The sequence below is a fragment of the Ciceribacter sp. L1K22 genome, from assembly GCF_017599385.1.
Taxonomy (GTDB): domain Bacteria; phylum Pseudomonadota; class Alphaproteobacteria; order Rhizobiales; family Rhizobiaceae; genus Allorhizobium.
The window spans coordinates 2,198,778-2,223,906 of record NZ_JAGFPK010000001.1 but is presented as its reverse complement, the minus strand read 5'-3'; the positions used below and the strand labels follow the sequence as shown (position 1 = coordinate 2,223,906).

The 25,129-nt window shown below is 62.3% G+C and carries 22 protein-coding genes and 1 tRNA gene; 5 read left to right on the top strand and 18 right to left on the bottom strand.

The genetic code is table 11. The annotated features are described in order from the left end of the window. Window positions 1-312: a succinate dehydrogenase assembly factor 2 gene (locus J5J09_RS11110; protein WP_208550306.1), complete on the bottom strand. Its 312-nt coding sequence runs from the start codon at window positions 310-312 to the stop codon at window positions 1-3. Window positions 313-408: 96 nt separating this feature from the next. On the opposite strand from J5J09_RS11110, the gene recG reads away from it, so the two are divergent. Continuing rightward, window positions 409-2,514, top strand: a complete 2,106-nt coding sequence (recG, locus tag J5J09_RS11105) for an ATP-dependent DNA helicase RecG (RefSeq protein WP_208550304.1) — start codon at window positions 409-411, stop codon at window positions 2,512-2,514. On the opposite strand, the gene J5J09_RS11100 is transcribed toward recG, so the two are convergent. The 14 genes from J5J09_RS11100 to pcsA all read right to left on the bottom strand — a co-directional run bounded on the left by J5J09_RS11100 (window position 2,489) and on the right by pcsA (window position 18,185). Continuing rightward, window positions 2,489-3,190, bottom strand: coding sequence for a DUF502 domain-containing protein (locus tag J5J09_RS11100; RefSeq protein ID WP_208550300.1), 702 nt, complete (start codon window positions 3,188-3,190; stop codon window positions 2,489-2,491). The genes recG and J5J09_RS11100 overlap by 26 nt on opposite strands. Before the next feature lie 11 nt (window positions 3,191-3,201). Beyond that, complete coding sequence (locus J5J09_RS11095; protein ID WP_208550296.1) at window positions 3,202-3,705, bottom strand: N-acetyltransferase; 504 nt, start codon at window positions 3,703-3,705, stop codon at window positions 3,202-3,204. Continuing rightward, the gene (gene glmS, locus J5J09_RS11090) at window positions 3,702-5,528 is read right to left on the bottom strand and encodes a glutamine--fructose-6-phosphate transaminase (isomerizing) (protein WP_208550293.1); all 1,827 of its coding nucleotides are present in this window, start codon (window positions 5,526-5,528) and stop codon (window positions 3,702-3,704) included. The genes J5J09_RS11095 and glmS overlap by 4 nt, the downstream gene beginning before the upstream one ends. A 111-nt stretch (window positions 5,529-5,639) precedes the next feature. Next, window positions 5,640-7,001: a bifunctional UDP-N-acetylglucosamine diphosphorylase/glucosamine-1-phosphate N-acetyltransferase GlmU gene (gene glmU / locus J5J09_RS11085; protein WP_208550291.1), complete on the bottom strand. Its 1,362-nt coding sequence runs from the start codon at window positions 6,999-7,001 to the stop codon at window positions 5,640-5,642. Between the two features lie 110 nt (window positions 7,002-7,111). Continuing rightward, window positions 7,112-7,858 carry a FadR/GntR family transcriptional regulator gene (locus tag J5J09_RS11080; protein ID WP_208550282.1) on the bottom strand — a complete coding sequence of 249 codons (747 nt, stop codon included), beginning with the start codon at window positions 7,856-7,858 and terminating at the stop codon, window positions 7,112-7,114. Window positions 7,859-7,879: 21 nt separating this feature from the next. Next, window positions 7,880-8,842 carry a galactofuranose ABC transporter, permease protein YjfF gene (gene yjfF / locus J5J09_RS11075; protein WP_208550278.1) on the bottom strand — a complete coding sequence of 321 codons (963 nt, stop codon included), beginning with the start codon at window positions 8,840-8,842 and terminating at the stop codon, window positions 7,880-7,882. Further along, complete coding sequence (locus J5J09_RS11070; protein WP_208550275.1) at window positions 8,839-9,855, bottom strand: ABC transporter permease; 1,017 nt, start codon at window positions 9,853-9,855, stop codon at window positions 8,839-8,841. Before J5J09_RS11070 ends, yjfF begins: the two co-directional genes overlap by 4 nt. Further along, window positions 9,852-11,375, bottom strand: a complete 1,524-nt coding sequence (gene ytfR, locus J5J09_RS11065; protein ID WP_208550273.1) for a galactofuranose ABC transporter, ATP-binding protein YtfR — start codon at window positions 11,373-11,375, stop codon at window positions 9,852-9,854. Before ytfR ends, J5J09_RS11070 begins: the two co-directional genes overlap by 4 nt. A gap of 100 nt (window positions 11,376-11,475) precedes the next feature. After that, window positions 11,476-12,438, bottom strand: a complete 963-nt coding sequence (gene ytfQ, locus J5J09_RS11060) for a galactofuranose ABC transporter, galactofuranose-binding protein YtfQ (protein WP_208550272.1) — start codon at window positions 12,436-12,438, stop codon at window positions 11,476-11,478. A gap of 146 nt (window positions 12,439-12,584) precedes the next feature. Further along, on the bottom strand, window positions 12,585-13,658 hold the full coding sequence (locus tag J5J09_RS11055) for a BMP family ABC transporter substrate-binding protein (protein ID WP_208550271.1): 1,074 nt from the start codon (window positions 13,656-13,658) through the stop codon (window positions 12,585-12,587). Window positions 13,659-13,709: 51 nt separating this feature from the next. Continuing rightward, entirely contained in the window at window positions 13,710-14,630 is a 921-nt protein-coding gene (locus J5J09_RS11050; RefSeq protein ID WP_208550269.1) for an ABC transporter permease, read from the bottom strand. A 2-nt stretch (window positions 14,631-14,632) separates the two neighbouring features. After that, window positions 14,633-15,715 (bottom strand): ABC transporter permease, encoded by a 1,083-nt coding sequence (locus tag J5J09_RS11045; protein WP_208550266.1) that lies wholly within the window; start codon window positions 15,713-15,715, stop codon window positions 14,633-14,635. Further along, window positions 15,705-17,282 carry an ATP-binding cassette domain-containing protein gene (locus J5J09_RS11040; RefSeq protein ID WP_208550261.1) on the bottom strand — a complete coding sequence of 526 codons (1,578 nt, stop codon included), beginning with the start codon at window positions 17,280-17,282 and terminating at the stop codon, window positions 15,705-15,707. Before J5J09_RS11040 ends, J5J09_RS11045 begins: the two co-directional genes overlap by 11 nt. Before the next feature lie 174 nt (window positions 17,283-17,456). Further along, window positions 17,457-18,185, bottom strand: coding sequence for a phosphatidylcholine synthase (gene pcsA, locus J5J09_RS11035; RefSeq protein WP_208550257.1), 729 nt, complete (start codon window positions 18,183-18,185; stop codon window positions 17,457-17,459). 184 nt (window positions 18,186-18,369) lie between these two features. On the opposite strand from pcsA, the gene J5J09_RS11030 reads away from it, so the two are divergent. Then, on the top strand, window positions 18,370-19,569 hold the full coding sequence (locus tag J5J09_RS11030; RefSeq protein ID WP_208550253.1) for a UbiH/UbiF family hydroxylase: 1,200 nt from the start codon (window positions 18,370-18,372) through the stop codon (window positions 19,567-19,569). On the opposite strand, the gene J5J09_RS11025 is transcribed toward J5J09_RS11030, so the two are convergent. Then, window positions 19,540-20,508: an AEC family transporter gene (locus tag J5J09_RS11025; protein WP_208550249.1), complete on the bottom strand. Its 969-nt coding sequence runs from the start codon at window positions 20,506-20,508 to the stop codon at window positions 19,540-19,542. The two genes, J5J09_RS11030 and J5J09_RS11025, sit on opposite strands and share 30 nt — an antisense overlap. 147 nt (window positions 20,509-20,655) lie before the next feature. Continuing rightward, entirely contained in the window at window positions 20,656-21,399 is a 744-nt protein-coding gene (locus J5J09_RS11020) for a cytochrome c biogenesis protein CcdA (protein ID WP_208550245.1), read from the bottom strand. A 182-nt stretch (window positions 21,400-21,581) separates the two neighbouring features. Between J5J09_RS11020 and J5J09_RS11015 the strand changes: the two genes are divergently transcribed. After that, window positions 21,582-21,657: transfer RNA gene (locus J5J09_RS11015), tRNA-Lys, on the top strand. 346 nt (window positions 21,658-22,003) lie between these two features. Beyond that, on the top strand, window positions 22,004-23,176 hold the full coding sequence (locus J5J09_RS11010) for a flagellin (protein ID WP_208550240.1): 1,173 nt from the start codon (window positions 22,004-22,006) through the stop codon (window positions 23,174-23,176). 107 nt (window positions 23,177-23,283) lie between these two features. Here J5J09_RS11010 and J5J09_RS11005 read toward each other — a convergent pair whose 3' ends face one another. Continuing rightward, window positions 23,284-23,490: a hypothetical protein gene (locus J5J09_RS11005; RefSeq protein ID WP_208550237.1), complete on the bottom strand. Its 207-nt coding sequence runs from the start codon at window positions 23,488-23,490 to the stop codon at window positions 23,284-23,286. Window positions 23,491-23,826: 336 nt separating this feature from the next. Here J5J09_RS11005 and J5J09_RS11000 point away from each other — a divergent pair, with 336 nt between their 5' ends. Continuing rightward, window positions 23,827-25,125 carry an efflux RND transporter periplasmic adaptor subunit gene (locus J5J09_RS11000; RefSeq protein ID WP_208550236.1) on the top strand — a complete coding sequence of 433 codons (1,299 nt, stop codon included), beginning with the start codon at window positions 23,827-23,829 and terminating at the stop codon, window positions 25,123-25,125. Window positions 25,126-25,129 lie beyond the last annotated feature (4 nt).

Below are 25,129 nucleotides of genomic sequence, written 5' to 3'. Positions count from 1 at the left end.
TCAGCGGCCATCCGGCTCCATGGTGACGGGCGAGAAGTCCGGACGAACGGCGGCGATACGTTCGAACATCGGCGTCTTCAGGTGATCAGGGACGGGTGCCGCGCCGTTGATCCACTTGATGAGGTCGTTGTCCTCCTCGCTCATGATGCGCTCGAGTTCGTCGAGTTCGGTATCATTAAGGCGGGCGATTTCGGCCTCGGCAAACTGGCCGAGGATCAGGTCCATCTCGCGGATGCCGCGGTGCCAACAGCGGAAAAGGATGCGCCGCCGGCGGGGGTCGAGATCGGCACTGCTCAGCGTCAGCCCTGTCATGTCATTCACCTTCCTGTTGATGCGCCTCTATAGCGCCCTGCCCGTCCCTTGTCAGCCTTGCATCGGGCGCATTTCTCGTCGCATCCTGCCGGCACCATGAGACCCACGCTGCTCGATCCCCTGTTTGCCCCCATATCCTCGCTCTCCGGCGTCGGGCCGAAGGTCGCGAGCCTGCTTGCGACTCTGCTCGGCAAGGAGGATGCCGACGATGCGCGGGTCGTTGACCTCCTGTTTCTCGCCCCGTTCCGGCTGATCGACCGGCGCAACCAGCCGGGGATAGCACTCGCCCCGCAAGGCGCGATCGTGACGATCACCGGACGTGTCGACCGGCACCAGCCGCCGCCGCGTGGAAAATCGAACCTGCCCTACCGGGTGTTCATCCACGATGCGACCGGGGAACTGGCGCTGACTTTCTTCAAGGTCAAGGGTAACTGGCTGGAAAAGGCTCTGCCGGTCGACGAGGAGATCATCGTCTCCGGCAAGGTCGACTGGTTCAACGGCCGGCCGTCGATGGTGCATCCGGACTTGATGGTGAAGGCGAGCGAAGCGGGAGACATGCCGCTGACGGAGCCCGTCTATCCGCTGACGGCCGGGCTTTCGCCAAAGGTGCTGCGCAAAGCCATCGAGCATGCACTGGAACGGCTGCCGGCGCTGCCGGAATGGGCCGACGCGACGCTCGCCTTGCAGCAAAGCTTTCCGCCGCCGACCGCGGCGTTCATGGGGCTGCATCATCCGCGCGACGAGATCGGCATCGATCCGCAGGCTCCGGCGCGCCGCCGGCTGGGCTATGATGAATTCCTGGCTGGCCAGGTATCGCTGGCGCTGGTGCGTCAGAAGCTGCGGCGGGTCGCCGGGACGCCGGTAAAGGCGACCGGACAGATGAGCGGAGCGATCCGAACCGCGCTGCCTTTCTCACCCACCAACAGCCAGGAAGCGGCCGTGCGCGACATCCTGAACGACATGGCCGGCGACCAACGCATGCTGCGCCTGTTGCAAGGCGATGTCGGCGCCGGCAAAACCCTGGTGGCACTGCTCGCGATGGCGGCGGCCGTCGAGAGCGGCGGCCAGGCCGTACTGATGGCGCCGACCGAAATTCTCGCGCGCCAACACCACGCGACGATATCGAAGCTGGCCGCAGCCGCTGGCATCCGCATAGAGGTGCTGACGGGTCGTACCAAGGGCAAGGAACGCGACGCGATCACCGAACGCATCGCCACCGGCGAGGCGCAGATCATCATCGGCACGCATGCGCTGTTCCAGGACAGCGTCAGCTACAAGAACCTGCTGCTTGCCGTCGTCGACGAACAGCACCGGTTCGGCGTGCACCAGCGGCTGCGGCTGACCGCGAAGGGAATCTCGCCGCATATGCTGGTCATGACTGCCACCCCGATCCCTCGCACGCTGGTACTCGCGGCCTTCGGCGACATGGACGTCTCGAAGCTGACCGAGAAGCCGGCGGGCAGAAAACCGATCCAGACGGTGACGGTGCCGATGGAGCGTGTCGGCGATATCGTCGACCGGCTGCAGTCGGCGATCGCAGAAGGCAAAAAGGCATACTGGATTTGCCCGCTGGTCGAGGAATCAGAGGTTTCCGACCTGATGTCGGCGGAGGAGCGACATGCGACGCTGGTCGCCGCACTCGGTCCGGATATCGGTCTTGTGCACGGCCGGATGAGCGGGCCGGAAAAGGATGCCGCGATGATGGCGTTCAAGACCGGCGAGACGCGGCTGCTGGTGGCGACGACCGTGGTCGAGGTGGGCGTCGACGTGCCTGATGCTTCCATTATGGTGATCGAGCACGCCGAACGCTTCGGGCTCGCGCAACTGCACCAGTTGCGCGGCCGCGTCGGGCGCGGCGACGAAGCCTCGAGCTGCATCCTGCTTTACAAGGGGCCGCTCTCGGAAAACGGCCGGGCGCGACTCAATATCCTCCGTGAAAGCGAGGATGGCTTCCTGATCGCCGAGGAAGATCTTCGCCTGCGCGGCGAAGGCGAGCTTCTCGGCACCCGCCAATCCGGCACGCCGGGTTTCCGGATCGCCAGTCTTGAGGCTCATGCGGACCTGCTGGAGATCGCGCGCAAGGACGCGGCCTATCTCCTGGAAAAGGATCCGGACCTGACGAGCGAGCGAGGCCAGGCTGTGCGCACGCTGCTCTATCTGCACCGCCGCGACGAGGCTATCCGGTTTTTGCGGGCCGGGTGACCAGGTCGACCGCCGTCTCGGTCGCCGCGCCCTTGTATTCTGGGGTAACGAGGCCGGCGGAAATCAACAGCTTGATTCCCTCCTCCGGCGACATGTCGAGCAGTTTCAGCTTGCTGCGCGGCACGAACATCAGGAAACCGGCTGTCGGGACCGGAGTGGGCGCGAGAAAGACGGCGACCATCTCCTCGCCATCCTCGTTGAGCTTGGCGGCTATCTCGCCTTTCGCGTCAGTCGAGACGAAGACCAGGGCCCATGTCCCGGGATTGGGAAACTCGATCAGGCCGACCTTCTTGAAGGAGTTCGACTGCTCTTTCAGCACCGTCTCGAAGATTTGCTTGGTGCTCTTGTAGACCGTGCGGACCAGCGGCATGCGATTGAGGATGGATTCACTGTAGCGAACGATCGAGCGACCGATGAGATTGCGGCCGAGAAATCCGACCAGCGTGATGACAACGATCGCGATCAGCAGGCCGAATCCGGGGATCGCGAACTTGAGGTAGGACTCGGGGTTGTAGCGATCGGGGATGTAAGGTTTTACCCAACTGTCGGCCCAATGGATGAAGGTCCATGTCAGATAGATGGTGATCGCCATCGGCGCGCAGATAATCACGCCTGTCAGGAAATTGTTGCGCAGGCGCGTCGCTACGGAAATCCGCTCAGGATGGATGTCGCTCATCGCCCTCGCCGCTATGCTGCATCGCCGAAGAAACCCGGATGGAAGCCGACAATGCCGGAGGGAGCCTCGTCATTCAAGGGCAGAGCGAGCAAATACTGTGATGGTACGGCGTCGCAGGACAAACCTTCGACGCCGCGAAAACCGAAGCGGCCATAGTAGGCAGGATCGCCCGCGAGGATGCAGCCGGCCGCACCGAGTTCTTGCAACCTTGCGAAGCCCTTCGCGATCAGCATCGATCCAATTCCCGATCTCTGCCGGACTGGGTCGACCGAAATCGGACCGAGCGCATACCAGTTTGTCTGTCCGCTCGAAAGCATGACGGGTGAAAAAGCGACGTGGCCGACGATCACGCCATCGTCCTCCGCCACAAGTGAGACCGTCAACGCCCCGGCTCTGCGCAACCGCTCCACAATCAGCGACTCGGTCTGGTCGCTATAGGGCATGTCTGCGAAGGCGCGGGCCGTGAGCGCGCCGATCTGCGCCTCGTCACCTACGCGCTCCGGCCGGACGATCATTCGACGGTGACCGATTTCGCGAGGTTACGCGGCTGATCGACGTCGGTGCCCATGAAGACGGCTGTGTGATAGGCGAGCAACTGGATCGGCAGCGAGAACACCATCGGCGCGATGATTTCCGCCACGTTGGGCAGAACGACCGTCGCCATGGTCTCGAGCTTGGACGCGGCTGCACCCTTTTCATCCGTGATGAAGATGATCCGGCCGCCGCGCGCCGCGACCTCCTGCATGTTGGAGACCGTCTTTTCGAAGAAACGGTCATGCGGGGCGATGACGATCACAGGCATGGTCTCGTCGATCAGCGCGATCGGACCATGCTTCAGCTCGCCGGCGGCATAACCCTCGGCGTGGATATAGGAAATTTCCTTGAGCTTCAGCGCGCCCTCCAGCGCCAGCGGATAGCTGGTACCGCGGCCGAGATAGAGCACATGCTTGAACTTAGACAGTTCTCGCGAGAGATGCTCGATCGGTTCCTGGATCTGGTTCAGCACCGTGCTCATGATGCGCGGCATCTCGATCAGGTGGCGCACCATCTGCTTTTCATCATCAGCGCTCAGCGTACCGCGCGCTCGACCGGCACCGATCGCGAGCGAAGCCAACACGGCGAGCTGGCAGGTGAAAGCCTTGGTCGAGGCGACACCGATTTCGGGTCCGGCGAGGATCGGGAAAACCGCGTCGGCTTCACGAGCGATGGTCGATTCCTTGACGTTGACGACGGCACCGATCTTGAGGCCGCCATCCTTGCAGTAGCGGAGCGAGGCGAGTGTGTCGGCGGTTTCGCCGGATTGCGAGATGAACAATGCCGCCTGATCCTGCGACAGCGGCATTTCACGGTAGCGGAACTCGGAGGCGACATCGATTTCGACGGGAAGGCGTGCGTAGCGTTCGAACCAGTATTTCCCGACCAGGCCCGACAGATAGGCTGTGCCGCAGGCGGAGATGGCCAGACCGCGCAGCGCCGCAAAATCGATGGCGGTTTCGTTGGGGCGAACGCCGTGGGTGGCGAAATCGACATAGTGGGACAGCGCGTGGGAGATCACCTCCGGCTGTTCATAGATTTCCTTCTCCATGAAGTGGCGGTGATTGCCCTTGTCGACGATATAGGCCGTCGCCTGCGAAATCTGGTGCGGCCGTTCGACTGGATTGCCGCGATAGTCGATGATCTCGGCACCGCTGCGGTGAACGATGGCGCAATCGCCATCCTCTAGGTAGACGATGTCGTTAGTGAAAGGCGCGAGCGCGATGGCGTCCGATCCGAGGAACATCTCGTCCCTACCGAAACCGACGGCGAGCGGCGGGCCGCAGCGGGCGGCCATGATCGTATCCGGATCCTCGGCGAACATGACGACGAGCGCATAAGCGCCGGTCACCTCGTTCAGCATCGCGAGCATCGCCGCCCGGTTGTCCAGGCCCTCGCGGCGGTACTTGGCGAGCAGATGGGCCACGACTTCGGTATCGGTCTGCGTCGTGAAGGTGGCGCCACCCTCGGCAAGTGCGTCCTTCAGTTCGGAAAAATTCTCGATGATGCCGTTATGGACAACGGCTATTCCATCGACGAAATGCGGATGGGCGTTCGTCTCATTCGGTACGCCGTGCGTCGCCCAACGCGTGTGAGCAATGCCGATCGTGCCGGCGAGCGGTTCCTCGGAGAGCCTCTTTTCAAGATTGAACAGCTTGCCCTCGGCGCGACGGCGATCCATCGCGCCGTCATGGATCGTGGCGACGCCGGCGGAGTCATAGCCGCGATATTCGAGCCGCTTGAGGGCGTCGACCAGACGTTCCGCGACAGGCTGGTTACCGACGATCCCGACAATACCGCACATAGAATTCTCCGTCTGGCGTGAGTTTCGAGCGCCAGTCCTAATGATTTTGCGCCGCGGCGCAATCCGGCCATCGGTCACTTTCGATTTCTAATCGTTACGCAATCGCAGCAATCAGCGCCCGGCCTTCTTCGCCGCCTTGATGGCGAGCGCGCGTTCGCGAACGGCGACCGCCCGGCCCGGCTTGACCTCCTGGCGGGCGCGGCCGAAGGCCAGCGCGTCATCCGGAACGTCCTCTGTGATAACGCTGCCTGAGGCCACATAGGCACCGTTGCCGATGGCAACCGGCGCGACGAGCGAGGAATTGGAGCCGATAAAGGCGCCCTGCCCGATCTTCGTCTTTGCCTTGTTGACGCCGTCATAGTTGCAGGTGATCGTGCCGGCACCGATATTGCTGTCGGCGCCAATTTCGGCGTCGCCGATATAGGTCAGGTGATTGACCTTGGCGCCCTTGCCGATCTCGGCATTCTTCACTTCACAGTAATTGCCGACCTTGGCGCCTTCGGCGAGGTTGGCGCCGGGGCGAAGCCGCGCGAACGGTCCGACGGTGGCGCCTGATGACACGCGGGCGCCCTCGATATGGCAGAAGGCGTGGATGATGGCGCCGCTTTCAATCACGGCGCCGGGGCCGAAGACGACATTCGGTTCGATGACCGCATCGCGGCCGATGGCGGTGTCGTAGCTCAGAAAAACGGTTTCCGGCGCAATCATTGTGACGCCTTCCACCATAAGCTCGGTGCGGCGACGCTCCTGCCAAAGACGCTCGACCATGGCGAGTTCGGCACGGTTGTTGCAGCCGGTAAGTTCGGCCTCCGGGGCGTCGACGGCCACGACCCGACCGCCATTGGCGCGGGCGATCTCGACGATGTCCGTCAGGTAGTATTCGCCCTTGGCGTTCTTGTTGCCGATCTGCAGCAGGTAATCGAGCGCCTTGCCGCCGTTGATGACCATCAGGCCGCTGTTGCACCAGGTAACGGCGCGTTCCGATTCGGTGGCGTCCTTCTCCTCCCGGATGGCGATCAGTTCGCCATCGTTGACCAGCAGGCGTCCGTAACCGGTCGGCTTGTCGGTATGGAAGCCGATGACCACGACATCGGCACCGCCCGCCAACGCTTCGCGTGCGGCGAGGAAGGGCTGTTCGGTGATCAGCGGAACGTCGCCGTAGGTGACGAGCACATCGTCGTATCCCTTTTCGATCGCGGCGCGCGCCGCAAGCACAGCATGACCTGTGCCGAGCCGCTCCGCCTGCAGGAAGGGCGTCACCGATACACCTTCGACGCTGGCGGCCGCAGCCACCTTCTCCGCATCGCGGCCGACGACCAAGGCGACATCGGCGATGCCGGCGCTCGCCACTGCCGCTGTCACATGGGCAATCATCGGTCGGCCGGCCACGGGATGCAGCACCTTCGACATCGACGATTTCATGCGGGTGCTCTCGCCGGCGGCGAGAATGACGGCGAGACAACTGCGCTGCATGCTCTGCTCCAAGATGAACGGACCCATTGGGGCCGAAGGACAGGGACTCCTAGCCGCGACCACGATTTGCCGCAAGCCCGGAAGAGCGCTCGCCGCGTTGACTCGATGGGTTATACGCTCTCGCCGCGGTGGGTGGCCTGCGCCCGCTGGCGGCCGACCTGGATCACCTTTTCCATCGTCAACCTGGCGGCAGCCGGATCACGAGCGCGAATCGCCTCGACGATCGCCAGGTGGGAGACGCGGACATCGTTTCCACGGCCTTTTTCGGGCGGTAGCGACGACATGCGGAAGGCCCCCATCAACGCCGCCTTGATCAATCCGCCGAGCGTACGCATGAAGGGGTTCCTGGAGGCTGCGGCAAGAGCCAGATGAAAGCGCAGATCAGCGAAAGCAAGCGTTTCGACACTGTGGCCCTCGTCTCCAAGAGACTCTGCCAAACGGTCGAGTTCGTCGATCTCGTCTTGCGTCGCACGTTCCGCGGCCAGAGCGGCGGCTGCCGGTTCGAAGGCCAGACGGATGTCGTAGAGATGGAGCAGGAACTCCTCGCTGACGCCGACATCGAAGTGCCAGGTCAGGATATCGGCGTCGAACAGGTTCCAGAACGCCTTGTCGGTCACGCGCGTGCCGATCCGCGCCTTGGGCACGACCAGCCCCTTGGCCGTCAGCGTCTTCATCGCTTCGCGGAGCACCGTGCGCGATACCTGGAAACGCTGGGCAAGCTCCACATCTCCCGGCAGCAGGCCCCCGACGGCGAATTCGCCGGACACGATCGCGCGTCCCAGCGCATTCACCACCTGTCCGTGGCTGTTACGCGATAACTGTATCGCGGACCCCACTCCTGCCAATGCATTCTGCAAAAGACACTCCCTTTCCGCCCCTCATCGACCCCGCCCCTGCGAAGCAGCCAGGATCGCCTTCTGCAGCAAAATAAACGCAAACAGAAGAAGGCCAATTAGGATTTTAGTCCACCAACTGGAGAGCGAACCATCAAAGGTGATGTAGGTCTGGATCAGACCCTGGATCAGGATCCCGATGAAGGTGCCCACGACATAGCCGGAGCCGCCCGTCAGAAGCGTACCGCCGATCACCACCGCCGCGATCGCATCAAGCTCCACTCCAACTGCCGACAGCGGGTATCCTGCAGACGTGTAAAGCGAAAAGACGATTCCCGACAGGCCGGCAAGGAAACCGGACAGCGCGTAGATGCTGATCGTGGTCCGCGCCACCGGCACACCCATCAGGCGCGCGGTCTGCACGCCGCCGCCGAGGGCATACACATTGGCGCCGAAGCGGGTGCGGTGCGCGACGATGGCCCCGACGATGAAGACCAGGATCATCAGGCCGCCGATGAGCGTCAATCGTCCTCCGCCGGGCAGCTTGTAGAAGGTCCGCCGCAGCATACTGTAGAACTCGTGATCGACGGGAATGCTGTCGATCGACAGGACGAACGCCATGCCTCGGGCCAGGAACATGCCTGCCAGCGTCACGATGAAGGCCGGCATGTCGAGATAGTGGATGACGGCGCCCATGGCCGCGCCGAAGAGCGTCGTGATCACCAGCAAAAGCACAAAGGCGGTAATCGGGTGCACGCCCGTATCCCGCAGCATCACGGCCAGGAACACGCCCGCAAAGCCGATGACGGCACCGACTGACAGGTCGATCCCTCCGGACAGGATGACGAATGTCATGCCAACCGCGACTATGCCGAGAAACGCATTATCCGTCAGCAGGTTGGACAGAACACGCAGCGACAGCATCGCCGGAAACTGGAATGCGCAGATGGCGTAAGCGACAAAGAAGATCAGGATCGTCGCGAGCAGCGGCAGGTGACGGGCATTCATTTCGGCTGCTCCTGGGACTTTCTTTTTGCCGCGAGCCAGAAGCCCGACAGCCCGTGCAGCGACGGCGACTGGACGATCAGGATGACCACGATGATTGCGGCCTTGATGATCAGGTTGAACTCGGGCGGGAAACCGGACAGCAATATGCCGGTGTTGATCGCCTGGATGATCATCGCGCCCAGCAACGAGCCGGCGATCGAAAAGCGACCGCCGAGCAGCGAGTTGCCGCCGACCACGACCGCGAGGATGGCATCGAGCTCGAGCCAGAGGCCCGCATTGTTGGCATCCGCGCCCTTGATGTCGGCGGCGACAATGATGCCCGCGATCGATGCGGCCAGGCCGCTGATCAGGTAGACGCTGATGAGAAGTGCCGGCGCGCCGACGCCTGCAAGTACGGCGGCGCGCTTGTTGATGCCGACCGCTTCGACGAGCAAGCCAAGGGCACTGCGGCGGACGACGAGCCCCACAATTGCAGCGAAGGCAAGCCAGATGATCACCGGCATAGGGATGTAACCGACAGCACCACTACCAATGAACTCAAATCCGGGATTGGTGAAGGTGAGGATCGTGCCCTCTGTAATGAGCTGGGCGATACCCCTGCCCGCGACCATGAGAACGAGAGTCGCGATGATGGGCTGGATGCCGAGGACGGCGACAAGCACGCCGTTCCAGACCCCGCACAGCAGCCCCGTCGCCAGCGCCGCAAGCAGCGCGACGGCAAGCGGCTGGCCTGAGGCAACCATGGCAGCGGCGACAGCGCCGCTGATCGCGATGACAGCGCCGACGGAGAGGTCGATGCCCTTGGTGGCGATCACCAGCGTCATGCCGACCGCGAGAAGTGCCACCGGCGCCCCGCGGTTGAGGACGTCGATCAGGCTTCCGTAGAGCCGGCCGTTCTGAACGCCGATGTCGAAGAAACTCGGAAAGGCGAGGAAATTCAACGCCAGAATGATCACCAGCGCGATGATCTGCGGCGCCAGACGGCGCACAGAATATGGCAGGGCTGCGATCACTGCGTCGCCTCCTCGGTGTGAAGCGACGCGATTGCGTCGACGATCGATGCCGTCGTCATCTGTTCGCCGACCAGTTCCGCGACATGCTTACGATCGCGAACGACGATAATGCGCAAGCTGTAGGCCAGAAGCTCCTCGAGTTCGGAGGAGATGACGAGCAACGACATGCCGTCGTCACACAGCTTCTCGATCAACCGGATGATTTCCGCGTGAGCACCGACGTCGATGCCGCGGGTCGGCTCGTCGAGGATCAGGAAACCCGGATTGGTCGCAAGCCAACGTCCCAGAATAACCTTCTGCTGGTTGCCGCCCGATAGCTCGCGGATCGGTTTTTCGCGATCCGTCGTCCGCACGTCGAGCGCCGCGATATAGCGATCGGCCATCTCGATCTGCTCAGCGAGTCGGATGGGGCGCCACCAACCACGACGGGCTTGCTGCGCAAGCGCGATGTTTTCCCGGATCGACAGGTCACCGACGATGCCGTCGAGCTTGCGATCCTCCGGGCAGAAACCGAAGCCGTTCAGAATGGCGTCGCGAGGCGAGCGCAGGTTGACGGTTTTGCCATCGACCGTGGCCTGCCCACTGTCGGCGGGTGTCACACCGAACAGGGTTTCCGCGGTCTCGGTGCGGCCGGAGCCCAGCAGGCCGGCCATGCCGACCACCTCTCCGCCCCGCACATCAAGATCGAAGGGTTCGATCTTCCCCCGCCGGCCGTAGCCAGAAAAGCGGAAGCGCACCGGCTGGTCGACAGCCGACTTGTTGTGATGCTGGCTCTCTGCAGATTCCAGATCGCGGCCCAGCATCATGGAAATCAGGTTACGGCGGTCGAGCGTGGCGGTGTCTGCGGAGCCGACGAGGCAGCCGTTCCGCAAGACCGTGACACGATCCGTCACATCGAAAACCTGACCCAGAAAGTGGGTGATGAAAACGATGCCGAGGCCCCGCGCCTTCAAATCGCGCATGACATTGAACAGCATTTCGACTTCGCGGTTGTCGAGGCTTGCCGTCGGCTCGTCAAGGATCAGCACCTTGCCCGAAAGGTCGACGGCGCGCGCGATCGCGATGATCTGCTGTATCGCGACCGAATAGCGGGAAAGCTCGGCACCGACGTCGATGTCGAGGCCGTAGCCGGACAGAAGGTCGCGCGCGGCGGCGTTCATGCGCCGGTTATCGACGAGACCAAAGCGACGTGGCTGGCGACCGAGAAAGAGGTTTTCCGCGACGGACAGGTTTTCGAGGAGATTGACCTCCTGGTAGACGGTCCCAATGCCCAGCACCTGGGCCTCGTGCGTGTCGCGCGGATCGATCGACTGACCGTCAAGCCTGATGTCGCCATCATCGCGGCGATAGGCGCCGGTCAGGCACTTCACAAGGGTGGATTTGCCGGCGCCGTTTTCGCCGAGAAGCGCGTGGATTTCGCCCCGTTTCAACGTGAAATCGACATTGTCGAGCGCCTTGGCGCCCGGGAAATTCTTACAGATACCCGTCGCCGCCAGAATGGCTGTGTCGTGAGAGGTCATGCCCGGTTCCGATGACATAAAGAGACTGGGAACCGGCGGGATCTTCCGCCGGTTCCCCGTGTTCGAACGGACGCTTACGCCCGCACGATCTCGGTTCGGATCAGTAGCCGAGGCCCTTCTTCTCTTCGTAGACCTTCTGCGGATCGTCGGCCTGTGTGTAGAGCTTGGATTCGGTCTGGATCCACTTCGGAGGCATGGTGCCGTCCTTCTTGTAGGCTTCCAGGGCGTCGAAGGCCGGGCCTGCCATGTTCGGCGTCAATTCGACCGTCGCATTCGCTTCACCAGCGGCCATGGCGAGGAAGATATCCGGAACGGCGTCGATCGAGACGACGAGGATGTCGGTGCCGGGCTTCAGACCGGCTTCCTTGATCGCCTGGATGGCGCCGACGGCCATGTCATCGTTGTGGGCGTAGAGGGCGCAGATGTTCTTGCCGCCGTCTTCGGCCTTCAGGAAGCTTTCCATGACTTCCTTGCCCTTGGTGCGGGTGAAGTCGCCGGTCTGGCTGCGGATGATCTTGAGATTATCCTTGCCGGCAATCGCTTCCTCGAAGCCCTTCTTGCGGTCGATCGCGGGAGAGGAGCCGGTCGTGCCCTGCAGCTCGACAATGTTGCACTGCTTATCGGCGACGGTCTTCACCAGCCACTCGCCGGCAACCTTGCCTTCGTGGACGAGATCGGAGGTAACGGCGGTCATGTAGAGATCTTCCGGCGCATCGACCGTACGGTCGAGCAGGATAACCGGGATGTCGGCATCCTTGGCTTCTTCCAGGACTTCGTCCCAGCCGGTTGCAACGACAGGAGCAACCAGGATCGCATCAACGCCCTGGGCGATGAACGAGCGAAGCGCCTTGATCTGGTTTTCCTGCTTCTGCTGGGCGTCGGCGAACTTCAGGTCGATGCCGCGGGCTTCGGCCTGCTGCTTGGTGAGCGTGGTCTCGGCGGCGCGCCAGCCGGATTCCGAACCGATCTGCGAAAAGCCGACGGTCATGTCAGCCGCTACGGCCGGAGCGAACATAAGGCCAGCAAGAACCGTGGCGCTGGCAAGCGCTTGAAACAATTTCATGATTTACCTCCCAAACGTCGTCTCCATACGACGTGCGATTTTTTAAATCATATAGTATTACTTTTGTAAATCGGCTTTTTTTCGCCTTCCGAGAAAAAAGAAGGGGCGCCGAAGCGCCCCTCCCCAATCGTACGCCTCTAAAAGCCTCACTTCGGCAACTGGTCGTCGACACCCTCGACGTAGAAATTCATGCCAAGAAGCGTGCCATCGTCGGCCTTCTCCCCGGCGGCAAGCCATGCCGTGCCGTCCTGCTTGTTGATCGGACCGGTGAACGGATGCAGTTCACCCGACTTGATCTTGGCTTCGGTTTCCTCGGCCATCGCCTTAACGTCGTCAGGCATGTTGGTGTAAGGCGCCATCGCCAGGATACCGTCCTTGAGGCCGTCCCAGGTGGATTCGCCACCCTTCCAGGTGCCGTCGATGACCGCCTGGATCTTCTTGACGTAATACGGGCCCCAGGTGTCCATGATGGCCGTCAGCTGGGCGTTCGGGCCGGCCTGGATCTGGTCGAATGCCTGACCGAACGCCTTGATGCCCCGCTCTTCGGCGATCTGCATCGGCGCGGCCGAGTCGGTGTGCTGCGTCAGGATGTCGACGCCCTGGTCGACGAGCGCCTTGGCGGCATCGGCTTCCTTGCCGGCGTCATGCCAGGTGTTGACCCAGATGACCTTCATCTTGAAATCCGGGTTGACCGACTTGGCGCCCTGTTCGAAGGCGTTGATGCCCATGACCACTTCCGGGATCGGGAACGAGGCGATGTAGCCGGCAACGCCGGTCTTCGACATCTTGGCGGCGATCTGGCCGATGATGTAGCGGCCTTCATAGAAGCGCGAGTTGTAGGTCGTGACGTTCTCGGCGGTCTTGTAGCCGGTCGCGTGCTCGAATTTCACATCGGGGAACTTCTTCGCGACGTTCAGCGTGGGATCCATATAGCCGAACGAGGTGGTGAAGATGATCGCGCAGCCGGAACGGGCAAGACGCTCGATGGCGCGCTCTGCGTCCGGACCTTCCGGAACGTTTTCGACGTACTGGGTTTCGACCTTGTCGCCCATCTTCTCTTCGACGTACTGGCGTCCGACGTCATGCGCCTGTGTCCAGCCGCCATCCGTCTTCGGACCGATATAGACGAAGCAGGCCTTCGTCTTTTCCTGCGCCATGGCCGGAACGGCCATGGTCGAGGCGGCGAGTGCCGCCGCAAGGCCAAGGATGATTTTCTTCATGATAGGTTCCTCTCTTCAAACCTGTTTATCGGATTTTGTTATTCCCCGGCCTCAACGGTCCGGCACGAAGGGCCGCCCGAGCGCCGCCGGGGTATTCACCAGCATCAACCGCCTGTTTCTCGACATCACCACGAGAACGACCACCGTCGCAAGATATGGCAGCGATGACAGGAACTGCGACGGGATACCGAGACCGATCGCCTGCGCATGCAACTGGCCGATCGTCACACCGCCGAACAGGTAGGCGCCGACGGCAACACGGGCCGGTCGCCAGGAAGCAAAGACGACGAGCGCAAGCGCGATCCAGCCACGGCCAGCCGTCATGTTCTCCACCCATTGCGGCGTGTAGACCAGCGACAAGTGGGCCCCGGCGAGACCGGCGCAGGCTCCGCCGAACAGGACCGCGAGGTAGCGATAGCGAATGACGCCGATGCCAAGCGCATGCGCCGAGGCCGGATTGTCGCCGATCGAGCGAAGCGTCAGGCCGGTTCGCGTCCGGAACAAAAACCAGCCCGTACCGAGCACAAGGGCGACGGAGGCGTAGAAGATCGGGTCCTGGCCGAACACCAACCGCCCCACAAGCGGCAGTTCGCTGAGGCCGGGGATGAACAGGCTCGGCAATTTCTGTCCTGCCTGGCCAACGAAGCTCTCCCCGATCATGCCTGAGAGCCCGAGCCCGAGCAGGGTGAGCGACAGACCCGTCGCTACCTGGTTGGCCGCGATCGTCAGGGTCAGGACGGCAAACAGCATGGAGAACAGCGCCCCGGCGGCAATCCCGCAAAGGACACCGATCCAGGGCGAGCCGCTGAGGCTGGCGCCGGCGAAGCCGCAGACCGCACCCATCACCATCATACCCTCGACACCGAGATTGAGGACGCCCGACCGCTCCACCACCATCTCGCCGATGGCCGCGATGAGAAGCGGCGTCGCTGCGGTGGCGATGGTCAGGAGGATGCTTTCGATCATGCCCATGATCATGCCTCCCCTGCGGCGGCGGACCGTCCGACCAGCCGGATGCGGCAATAGGCCAGCGAGTCACAGGCCAGGACGAAGAACAGCAGCATGCCCTGGAAGACGCGAACGACCTTGTCCGACACATTGAGTGAGATCTGAGCCGCTTCGCCGCCGAGATAGGTCAGACCAAGGACCAGGCCGGCTACGATCACGCCGAGCGGATTCAACCGTCCGAGAAAGGCGACGATGATTGCGGTGAACCCGTAGCCCGGCGAAATTTCAGGCTGCAGCTTGCCGATGATGCCGCTGACCTCCGAGATGCCGGCGAGACCTGCAAGGGCGCCCGACAGCAGCATCGAGAACCAGATCATGCCGCGGCGGGAGAAGCCGGCAAATCGCGCGGCGCGTTCCGATTGGCCGATGACGTTGACCTGAAAGCCGCGCAAGGTGAAGCGGAGCATGAACCAGACCGCAAAGGCAGCGACGATCGCGAAGACAATACCGAGATGGGCGCGACCGGAGGACAATATCTCCGGAAGGATGGCCTCCGGCACGAACGACCGTGTCACCGGGAAATTGTAGCCTCCGGGATCCCGCCAGGGGCCGCGCACCAGCCAGTCGAGGAAGAGCTCGGCGACATAGACCAGCATCAGGCTCGTGAGGATCTCGTTGGTATTGGTCTGCGCCTTGAGAAACGCCGGGATGGCGGCATAGAGCGCTCCGCCGATCATTCCCATGACAAGCATCAGCGGCAGCAGAAGCGGCGATTGCCAGTCGTAGAACACGATCGGGAGGATCGAGCCGAAGATGGCACCGAAGATCAGCTGGCCCTCGGCGCCGATGTTCCAGTTGTTGGAGCGGTAGCAGACCGAGAGGCCGACACCGATCAGGATGAGCGGCGATGCTTTCACGGCGAGCTCGTGCAGCGACCACACTTCCGTCAGCGGCTCGATGAAGATTATATAGAGCGCCTGGATCGGGTCCTTGCCGAGAAGAGCGAACATCAGGGCGCCGAACACGAGCGTCAGCAGAAGCGCGACGAACGGCGACAGCAGCGACCAGCGGCGCGAGGGTGCTGCGCGTTTTTCGAGTTCAATGCGCATGGGCAGTCTCCCCCGCCACGGGCTCCAGCCCGTGAAGGCCGCCCATCAGCAGCCCGATCTTCTCGCGGGTCATATCCTTTGCCGGATAGGCTGACGAAAGCCGGCCCTCGCTGATAACGGCGATCTCGGTCGCGACCTCGAAAATCTCGTCGAGATCCTGACTGATCACGAGCACGGCGGAACCGGATTTTGCGAGATCGACGAGCGCCTGACGAATGCGGCTCGCCGCACCGGCATCGACACCCCAGGTCGGCTGGTTGACCACGAGCACGGCAGGGCGCCGATCGAGTTCTCGGCCGACGATGAATTTCTGCAGGTTACCGCCTGAGAGCGACCCGGCCGGTGGGTCTTCTCCGCTTTTGCGGACATCCATGGCTTCCGAAATCCGCCGGGCGGCGGCCTTGACCGCATCGTTGCGGATGATGCCGAGAACGCCACCACCGACAAAGGCCCGGCGGTCCGACGCGTTGCGCGCCAATACCAGGTTGTCGGAAAGCGTGAGCGCCGAGACAGCCGCATGGCCATGGCGTTCCTCGGGAACGAAACCGGCTCCCATCAGCCTCCGGCGATTGATGCCACTCCGGCCAACGGGCTTGCCGCGTATGACGACTGACGCGTCCGATACCACGGGATACTCGCCCGACAATGCGTCAAAGAGCTCCCCTTGCCCATTTCCGGCAACCCCGGCGATGGCGAGCACCTCGCCGGCGCGAACCTTAAGGTTCACCTGTTTCAGCGAGACGGCGAACGGAGTGCGGGGCGCGACATCCAGCGAGACGGCCTCGAGCAGCACCTCGCCCCTGGTAGTCGTGCCCTCTGCCGACACATGCGGCACTTCTGCGCCGACCATCATGCGGGCGAGCGAGGCCGGCGTCTCCTTGCGGGGATCACAGGCACCCGTCACCTTGCCGTGGCGCAAGACCGTCGCGCGGTCGCAGATGCGTTGCACCTCTTCGAGCCTGTGGCTGATGTAGAGCACAGAGCGCCCCTCGGCCTTCAGCTTGTCGAGCGTTTCGAACAGCCTGTCGGCCTCCTGCGGCGTCAGCACCGAGGTCGGCTCGTCAAGGATAATCAATTGCGGGTTCTGAAGCAGCGCCCTGACGATCTCGATGCGTTGACGCTCACCGACGGACAGGTCCGCGACATGGGCGGACGGGTCGAGAGGAAGTCCATAGGTCCGGGACAGTTCGGCCGCCTTCTGCGCGATGGTATCGAGGGGAACCTTGCTGTCGAGCGACAAAGCGATGTTCTCCGCGACCGTCAACGACTCGAAGAGCGAAAAGTGCTGGAAAACCATGCCGATGCCGAGACGACGCGCCGCAGCGGGCGAACCGATCGCGACCACCCGGCCCTGCCATTCAACGCTGCCGGAGCTCGGCGCCAGAACGCCAAAAAGCATCTTCACCAAAGTGGATTTTCCGGCGCCATTCTCGCCGAGAAGCGCATGGATTTCACCCGGCGCGATGCTCAGGTCGATCCCGTCGCAGGCCGCGAATGTCCCGAAAAGCTTCGTCAGTTTGCGAGCCGACAATAGAGCGGCCGGTTCCGGCTGAGGCGAAAGCGACACAAATCCCCCTATCGTACCGGGTATATTTTATTCATCCCGGGCATGCTGTTGTTCCCCGCCGCGCCCCGGTGTGATGCCGGACACGCAACAAGCGACTATTGATAACCGGTTTGTTGCTTTGCACAACTGGTGCCGCATGATTTTTCGTGGATCGCGCCCGCCGGAGAGGCACCTTCAGCCTCGACGCCCTAGTGCCGGAAAGGCCTGGAGTATCCCGCCAATGACATAGAGATAGATGCCGGTCGCGATGAAAGGATACACGACCCAGGCAGGCGTCTCGAAATGCAGGAGCAAGGCATAACCACCGAGCGCGCACCACAGCAGAAACACCGCCATGTTGAGGCCACGAAGCCGCTTCACCCGCACCGGGTGGAGGAAGAAGATCGGCAGGAAGGTCAACACGACCGAGACGGAGACGACGATCATCGCGGTCAAGGCCGAGGCGTCGATCACAAACAGGGTGAAGACGATCATGTTCCAGACCACGGGAAAGCCGGAGAAAAAGTACTCGTCGGTCTTCATGCCCATGTCGGCGTAGTAGATGGCGCTGGACACGACGATCATGCCTGCCGCGACGAACGACCAGGGCTCGCCGATCATGCCGCTCTGATAGAGGGCGAAGGCGGGCAGAAGGACATAGGTGACATAGTCGATGATGTTGTCCAGCGTGTCGCCGGACCAGTTCGGCAGAACTTCCTTGACCCGCACCTTGCGGGCGATCGGCCCATCGATGCCATCGACGAGAAGCGCAAGGCCAAGCCACCAGAACATGTCGACGAAGCGGTGCTCGGCAGCCGCCACGACACCGAGAAAGGCCAGGAACGAGCCGGATGCCGTCAGGATATGTACGGAGAACGCACGCATCTCCGCGTAAGGCACCCGTCTGTAGTTGAAGATTTTCATGCCGTTTCGGCCCCTTGTCTCTTCGGTGCGGCGATATTCGACGAATCCGACCGTTTTGCAATGTCGAAACGACACCGGTTCGGCTTTGCCCACGGAAAGGGGTCACCGGGGTGCGCCAAAGCATCCCATGGATTTCCGTTTCAAATCGCCCTAGATGTGACGAGATCAGACGAGGATCGGGTTCATGGACAGGTTCGACATCACCGTCATCGGCGCCGGGCTGGCCGGCAATATCGCTGCGATCGCGCTTGCACGCGGCGGCCGCAAGGTCGCGCTCGTCGCGCCCAGATCCGACACGAACGACCGCCGTACGACGGCGTTGATGGAGCAGTCGATCCGTTATATCGACCGTCTCGGGCTTTGGGAGGCGATCCGGCCTGCGGCGGCGCGGCTCTCAACGATGCAGATCATCGACGGCACGAAGCGGCTGCTGCGCGCCCCGCCGGTTGCGTTCCGCAGCTCCGAAATCAATCTCGAGGCCTTCGGCTACAACATTCCGAACGCCGCCCTTCTGGCAGTTCTCGATGAGGCTGTGGCGGGCGAGGCAAATATCGCCGTGTTTCCGTCAAACGCGGCCGCAGTGGAGGTCCGAGATGATGCCGTGGCGGTGACGCTTGCCAAAGGCACGTCGATCGCTGCGGATTTCGTTGTCGGCGCGGATGGCCGGCGATCAAGGACACGCGAAAGCGCCGGGGTCGGCATCCATACCTGGTCCTATCCGCAAACGGCTGTGGTGCTGAATTTCGGCCACAGCCTTCCCCACCGTAATGTCTCGACCGAATTCCACACCGACCACGGCCCCTGTACGCAGGTGCCGCTACCAGGCGACCGCTCGAGCCTCGTCTGGGTCGTCGAACCTGCTGAAGCGGAACGCCTGGTTTCGCTTCCGCTCGACCAGTTGAGCCGTCTTGTCGAGGAGCGGCTGGCCTCGCTGCTCGGCAAGGTTTCCGTCGAGGATGGCGTTCAATCATGGCCGCTCTCCGGATTGACGGCGAAGCGCTACGGCAAGGGGCGCGCCGCCTTCATCGGCGAAGCAGCGCACGCCTTCCCGCCGATCGGCGCGCAGGGGCTGAACCTGTCGCTGCGCGACGTGATGGCGCTCGAAGACCTGCTTTGCCGGTCCGACAAACCAATCGATGCGCATGCAGGGGACGCCTTCGATCGCAAGCGTCGCGCCGACGTGTGGAGCCGCACGGCGAGCGTCGATCTTTTGAACCGGTCGCTGCTCAGCCCATTCCTGCCCGTGCAGATGGTGAGGGCCGCCGGACTTCACGTGCTGGCGAGCATTCCGCCCCTTCGTCATCTGGTCATGCAGGAAGGTGTTGCCCCTGGATTCGGTCTTTCGGGCATTCCCTCACGACTGCGGGAAAAGATCCGCCGGTAGCAGGCCGTTGGTGATCGCGTAGAGAAGGGCAGAGACCGTCAGCACCGACAGGACGGTGGTGATCAGGATCGTTGCAGACGCCCTCTCCTGCCACACGCCGTACTGCTGACCAATGACGAAAACGTTGGTGGCCGTCGGCAGCGAGGCCAGAAGGACGGCGGTGTACACCCAGAGCGGCTCGAAATCTCCCGCCAAGCTCAGGACGACGTAGGCCAGCACAGGATGCAGGAGAAGCTTGATCGGCACGATGTAGCCGATTTCCGGCGGCACGCGCTTCAGCGGCCGCAGTGCCAGCGTGACGCCCATGGCGAACAGAGCACAGGGCGCCGCAGCCTGGGCGAGGTAGTCAATGAGGCGTTGCACCGCCGTCGGCGGTTCAAACGCGATTGCCGCGGCGGCTATGCCAACCACGGTCGCAATGATGAACGGATGATAGGCGATCCGCTTGACCACATCGATTGCGACCCGACCCCGAGGGCGATCATCCCCACCGGCCACGGCCATCATCGCCGGTGCGACCATGAAATGCACGGCGTTTTCGAAACAGAAGATCAGCGCCACCGGCACGGCTGCCTTTTCGCCGAACGCCAGAAGCGCAAGACCAGGCCCCATGTAGCCGATATTACCGTAGGCACCCGCCAGCGCCTGTATCGTGCAGTCCGCGATTGAATTGCGGCGGATGAACCAGCCGATGGCGAAGACCAAAGCGAAGATCGCATACGTGGCCAGCAGCGATGCGACGATGAAGTCGATCCGCGTCAGTTCGTGGATCGGCGTACGCGAGACCAGTTTGAAAAACAGCGCCGGCAGCGAGATGTAGACGATGAAGAAATTCAGCCAGCCGAGCGCTTCTGCCGGCTGGTGGGCGAGCTTGCAGGCGACGTAGCCGATGAGGATCAGTCCGAAGAAGGGCAGGACGAGCCCGATGATTTCCGCCATCTCGCCTCACTCACGGCAAATCGGCCGGTCATCCCGGCGATCATGAAAGGTATATCTCTGGATTGCCGTGTCAGGCGTGCGGGATCAAGGCCGGATGGGAGCAAAACGGTTCTCTCCAGTCAAGAGAGTGGCCACGTGCGACGCCCCTCAACCGATCCGACTGAGAACCGGGAAAGTCTGCTGGAACCAGATCGCAAGATCGGTAACGAAACCGAACATGAAGGCAAGTCCGGTCAACACCAGAAGGCCGCCCATCACCTTTTCGACGGTGCCTAAATGTTTGCGGAAGCGGGAGAGGAAGCGCATGAAGGCGCCGGAAAACGCCGCTGCGATCCAAAAGGGCACGGCGAGCCCCAGCGAATAGATCGCGAGCAAGAGCGCGCCATCCGATACGGTGTCGCGGGCGGCCGCAACAGCGAGGATGGCACCGAGAACCGGCCCGATGCACGGCGTCCAGCCGAAGGCGAACGCGAGCCCCATGACATAGGCGCCGGATAAAGTCGCCGGCTTGCCACCGCCCTGGAACCGTGCCTCTGACGACAGCAGTCCGATCCGGAAGACGCCAAGAAAATTCAGGCCCATGACGATGATGATCAGGCCGCCGATCTTCGCCAGAACGTCTAGATGCTGTCGCAGAAGCATGCCGATCGACGACGCCCCTGCCCCAAGCGCGACGAAGACGGTCGCAAATCCCAATGTGAAGAAGAACGCCGAGAGCATGACCGCGCGCCGGGCCGCCGGTGCCGCCTCGCCGCCATTGCGGAACTGCTCCACCGAGATGCCCGCCATGTAGCAGAGGTACGGAGGAACCAGCGGAAGAACGCACGGAGACAGGAACGACAGGGCTCCTGCCAGCAAGGCGCTCCAGAACGAGATATCGACGATGGACACAAGGCGGCTCCGCAAAAACGGCCCTTCCTACCCCCGCCACCCCTCACTTGCCAATCACCTTTGTGTTCGCTGCGACAATCGTGCTGACAAGCCGGACCGGCGGGCAATTTTTCGGGTTGACCGCAAGGGGTCACCTGAATATGTTCCGCGCACTTCCGGCGACCCCCTGCGGTCGCCCATGGGAGAGCGTAGCTCAGCCGGTAGAGCAACTGACTTTTAATCAGTAGGTCCAGGGTTCGAATCCCTGCGCTCTCACCATTTGACGATTCTCCGGCAGCCAAAATCCAAACGACGAGTGTCATCAGGTGTCCGTGCGCCTGCGACCCCGCGCGCTCTTCCGGCCTTGATCATTCTGAGGGGCGCGCGCCGCCGACTTAAATTAGCAGAAATTCAAATATTAACCAAAACTATACTCTCTCAACGAGCGAAATATAGTTCGATCTAAACATAGATTTTATGCTTATTTAACCATCCCGGTGCATTTTTGTAAATCGAACGGTATGGTTAATGGCTCGCTAGCCTCGCCCTGCATGACGCTTCTCTCCGTTCCCCGGCAAAGGCCGGAATGTGCCCCATTTGTACTTTGTTTCTTGGTGCTGTGAGTATGTCTAGCGTTATTACCAATATTGGAGCCATGGCCGCGCTCAAAACCCTTCGCGCCATTTCCAGCGATCTTGAAGAGAGCCAGGCACGACTTTCGGCCGGCATGCGTGTCGGAACCGCGAGCGACAACGCCGCCTACTGGTCCATCGCCACTACCATGCGCTCGGACAATATGGGGCTGTCGACGGTCTCCGACGCCCTCGGCCTGGGCGCAGCCAAGGTCGACACCGCTTACACCGGCATGGAATCGGCCGTCGAGGTCGTAAAGGAAATCAAGGCCAAGCTCATTGCCGCGACGGAAGACGGCGTCGACCGGGAAAAGATCCAGGAGGAACTTTCACAGCTTCAGGACCAGCTCCTCTCCATCGCCCAGTCTGCCTCCTTTAACGGTGAAAACTGGCTGCAGGCCGACATCACGGCGGCAGGTGGCACGGACACGAAGAGCGTAGTCGGTTCGCTGGTGCGGGACGACAGCGGCGTGCGTGTCCAGCGGGTGAACTACGAGTTGTCATCCAGTACCGTCCTGTTCGACACCGGCGGCGACATCGGCATTCTCGATGCCCAGCACGCGATCGAGGGCTCAACGGTAACCTTGCAGGTCAATGTCGACGGCGTCGTTTCAGCCTACACTGTCGACGCTTTCACGACCGAGGACGTGATTGGTATAGCTGGCGGAGCATTTGACGGCGACTATGCCAATGCCGGAGGCAATGACTATGTGAAGATTGCCAAGGATACCTGGGTCCGGGCCGTCGATCAAAGCGGCGTCACGAATCAGGAAGTCGCCTACGAAGATGGCACCGGCGCACTCTGGGCTGTCGATCTGACCCCTCCGGCCGGCGCGATCACCGCTTCGGTGGTCGGCCTCACGATCAACAATTCGACCACAGCCGCACAGTTCGACGGACTGGTGCAGATGGTCGACGACGCGCTGATGCTGATGACAAGTGCTGCGGCCCACCTCGGCTCCGTCGGCATGCGAATCGATCTTCAGATCGACTTCATCGACGAGCTGTCGGATTCGATCGACCGCGGCATCGGCCTTCTCGTCGATGCCGATATGAACGAGGAATCGACCCGCCTGAAAGCACTGCAGACCCAGCAGCAGCTGGCCATCCAGTCGCTTTCGATCGCCAACTCCTCGCCGGAGGTCCTCCTGCAGCTTTATCGTTGAGCGAATTGAGAGCTCGACGTTAGCTGGGAAGGGTCATGGCCACAGAGCGCCGCTCCCGGAGTCGCATGTGTGCCTGGCCAGTTCCTGGGATGGTCAGTACGATGGCGTCAGTCGGCTGCAGGCCTTGCCACGCCGTCGTCGCTGTCGCGCGCGTCGATCGGCATGTCCTGCTCTGCCTTTTCCATCAAATGGCCGAGATCAATCTCTCCCCAGAGCGACGATTGCTTTCTCTTAAGGCTTGCAGCGCGCGAGCCCTTGATCTCTATCGTGAAGTTTCTGCCGGAATTTCGCATCTTGGTCTCCGATACCGTCATGAACCGTCCCATGCGGCAAATGCCGGGGAAGCCGCGCAACGTCCTGTTGCTTGGTCTCTGTTCGATTGACGGATTGTCGGCTTAACGCGCCGGCCTGCCGCCTGTTCCGAACGACTGCCACGAAACTGTTCTGCTGGAATTGCGCGAGGCTTGCGTCAGAGCCGAGCGGCAACATTACGACAATTTCACTACTCCCCATCACATCCATGTGAAATTGTCGGCCGCATCCCAGACGCCCAGGATCGGCGGCCGGCGGCGAACTTGATTCTCGTCAAAGGCGTTTAGCGTGATCCGGGCCATAAGAACGGTAACGACATTCCACCGACGGAAGAGAGCATGACGGGCGACATGACACCGAAATCCACGAACCAGGGCGGCGCCTCCCCCGACCTCGCGACGCTGCTGGCGTCGGCGCGTAGCGGGAGCGGGAGGCGCCGCTGGCTGTGGCGAAGCGTCGTGTTGGGGCTGGTGATCGTAGCCTTGGCCGGATACCTGCTGCTGGCGGGGGGCGAAGCAACCTACAGCTACACGACCGTGCCGGCCCGCAAGGGTGACCTCACGGTGCTGGTGACGGCGACGGGCTCGATCGAGCCGACGGTCAGCGTCGATGTCTCCAGCGAGCAGTCGGGTACGCTCCGCGAAGTCTTCGTCGATTACAACAGCCCGGTGAAGAAGGGTGAGATCGTTGCCCGGCTGGATACGGCGAAGCTTGAGGCGGACGTCAAGAGCGCGGAAGCGAAGCTGCTGGCGGCGAAGGCCGCCGTCTCCAAGTCCGTCGCCGACATGAATTCGGCACGGATCACGCTCGACCGTCTGACGAGCCTCGTCAACAGCCGGGTGTCCAGCCAGCAGGATCTCGACGCGGCGCGCTATTCCTACGACGCGACAATCGCCACCAAGGAAAGCGCCGAGGCGGATGTGCTTTCGGCGGAGGCCGCGCTGCAGCAGGCTGAACTCAACCTGTCGAAGGCGACGATCATCTCGCCCATCGATGGGATCGTTCTGTCGCGCGACGTCGATCCGGGAGCGACGGTCGCGGCGTCGCTGGAAGCGCCGGTTCTCTTCACCATCGCCGGCGATCTCAAGGAGATGGAGCTTCAGGTGGCGATCGACGAAGCCGATGTAGGCCAGGTGGCCGTGGGACAGAAGGCGACCTTCACCGTGGACGCCTTTCCGGACGAACGGTTTCCGGCGGAAATCACCAGCGTGCGCTATGCCTCAGAGACGACGAACGATGTCGTGACCTATAAAGGTATCCTGTCGGTCGACAATGATGCGCTGAAGCTGCGACAGGGCATGACCGCAACGGCCGACATCGTAGTGCAGTCCATCAAGGAAGGCCTGCTCGTTCCCAACGCCGCCCTCCGTTATAGCCCGGCAGCCAGCGCTGTAACGCCGGAAAGTGACAGCAGCGGTGGCGGCGTCTTCAGCATCTTCCGGCCGCCGCGCATGGGTCCGCTCACCGCGCCCGAGCCGGCGGGCAACGAGCGGACCGTCTGGCTGCTCAAGGCGGGGGTCCCGGTTGCGGTCAATATCGAGATCGGCGCCAGCGATGGGCAGAACACCGTCGTCACCAAAGGCGACATCGCCGAGGGGGACGAACTGATCACCGATGAAACGGCCGGGAACGAATAAGAGG

What these genes read in the sequence shown, in the direction of transcription:
- J5J09_RS11110 (WP_208550306.1), bottom strand. Translation starts at nt 312, where the DNA reads ATGACAGGGCTGACGCTGAGCAGTGCCGATCTCGACCCCCGCCGGCGG.
- recG (WP_208550304.1), top strand. Translation starts at nt 409, where the DNA reads ATGAGACCCACGCTGCTCGATCCCCTGTTTGCCCCCATATCCTCGCTC.
- J5J09_RS11100 (WP_208550300.1), bottom strand. Translation starts at nt 3,190, where the DNA reads ATGAGCGACATCCATCCTGAGCGGATTTCCGTAGCGACGCGCCTGCGC.
- J5J09_RS11095 (WP_208550296.1), bottom strand. Translation starts at nt 3,705, where the DNA reads ATGATCGTCCGGCCGGAGCGCGTAGGTGACGAGGCGCAGATCGGCGCG.
- glmS (WP_208550293.1), bottom strand. Translation starts at nt 5,528, where the DNA reads ATGTGCGGTATTGTCGGGATCGTCGGTAACCAGCCTGTCGCGGAACGT.
- glmU (WP_208550291.1), bottom strand. Translation starts at nt 7,001, where the DNA reads ATGCAGCGCAGTTGTCTCGCCGTCATTCTCGCCGCCGGCGAGAGCACC.
- yjfF (WP_208550278.1), bottom strand. Translation starts at nt 8,842, where the DNA reads ATGAATGCCCGTCACCTGCCGCTGCTCGCGACGATCCTGATCTTCTTT.
- ytfR (WP_208550273.1), bottom strand. Translation starts at nt 11,375, where the DNA reads ATGACCTCTCACGACACAGCCATTCTGGCGGCGACGGGTATCTGTAAG.
- ytfQ (WP_208550272.1), bottom strand. Translation starts at nt 12,438, where the DNA reads ATGAAATTGTTTCAAGCGCTTGCCAGCGCCACGGTTCTTGCTGGCCTT.
- J5J09_RS11055 (WP_208550271.1), bottom strand. Translation starts at nt 13,658, where the DNA reads ATGAAGAAAATCATCCTTGGCCTTGCGGCGGCACTCGCCGCCTCGACC.
- J5J09_RS11050 (WP_208550269.1), bottom strand. Translation starts at nt 14,630, where the DNA reads ATGGGCATGATCGAAAGCATCCTCCTGACCATCGCCACCGCAGCGACG.
- J5J09_RS11045 (WP_208550266.1), bottom strand. Translation starts at nt 15,715, where the DNA reads ATGCGCATTGAACTCGAAAAACGCGCAGCACCCTCGCGCCGCTGGTCG.
- pcsA (WP_208550257.1), bottom strand. Translation starts at nt 18,185, where the DNA reads ATGAAAATCTTCAACTACAGACGGGTGCCTTACGCGGAGATGCGTGCG.
- J5J09_RS11030 (WP_208550253.1), top strand. Translation starts at nt 18,370, where the DNA reads ATGGACAGGTTCGACATCACCGTCATCGGCGCCGGGCTGGCCGGCAAT.
- J5J09_RS11025 (WP_208550249.1), bottom strand. Translation starts at nt 20,508, where the DNA reads ATGGCGGAAATCATCGGGCTCGTCCTGCCCTTCTTCGGACTGATCCTC.
- J5J09_RS11010 (WP_208550240.1), top strand. Translation starts at nt 22,004, where the DNA reads ATGTCTAGCGTTATTACCAATATTGGAGCCATGGCCGCGCTCAAAACC.
- J5J09_RS11005 (WP_208550237.1), bottom strand. Translation starts at nt 23,490, where the DNA reads ATGACGGTATCGGAGACCAAGATGCGAAATTCCGGCAGAAACTTCACG.
- J5J09_RS11000 (WP_208550236.1), top strand. Translation starts at nt 23,827, where the DNA reads ATGACGGGCGACATGACACCGAAATCCACGAACCAGGGCGGCGCCTCC.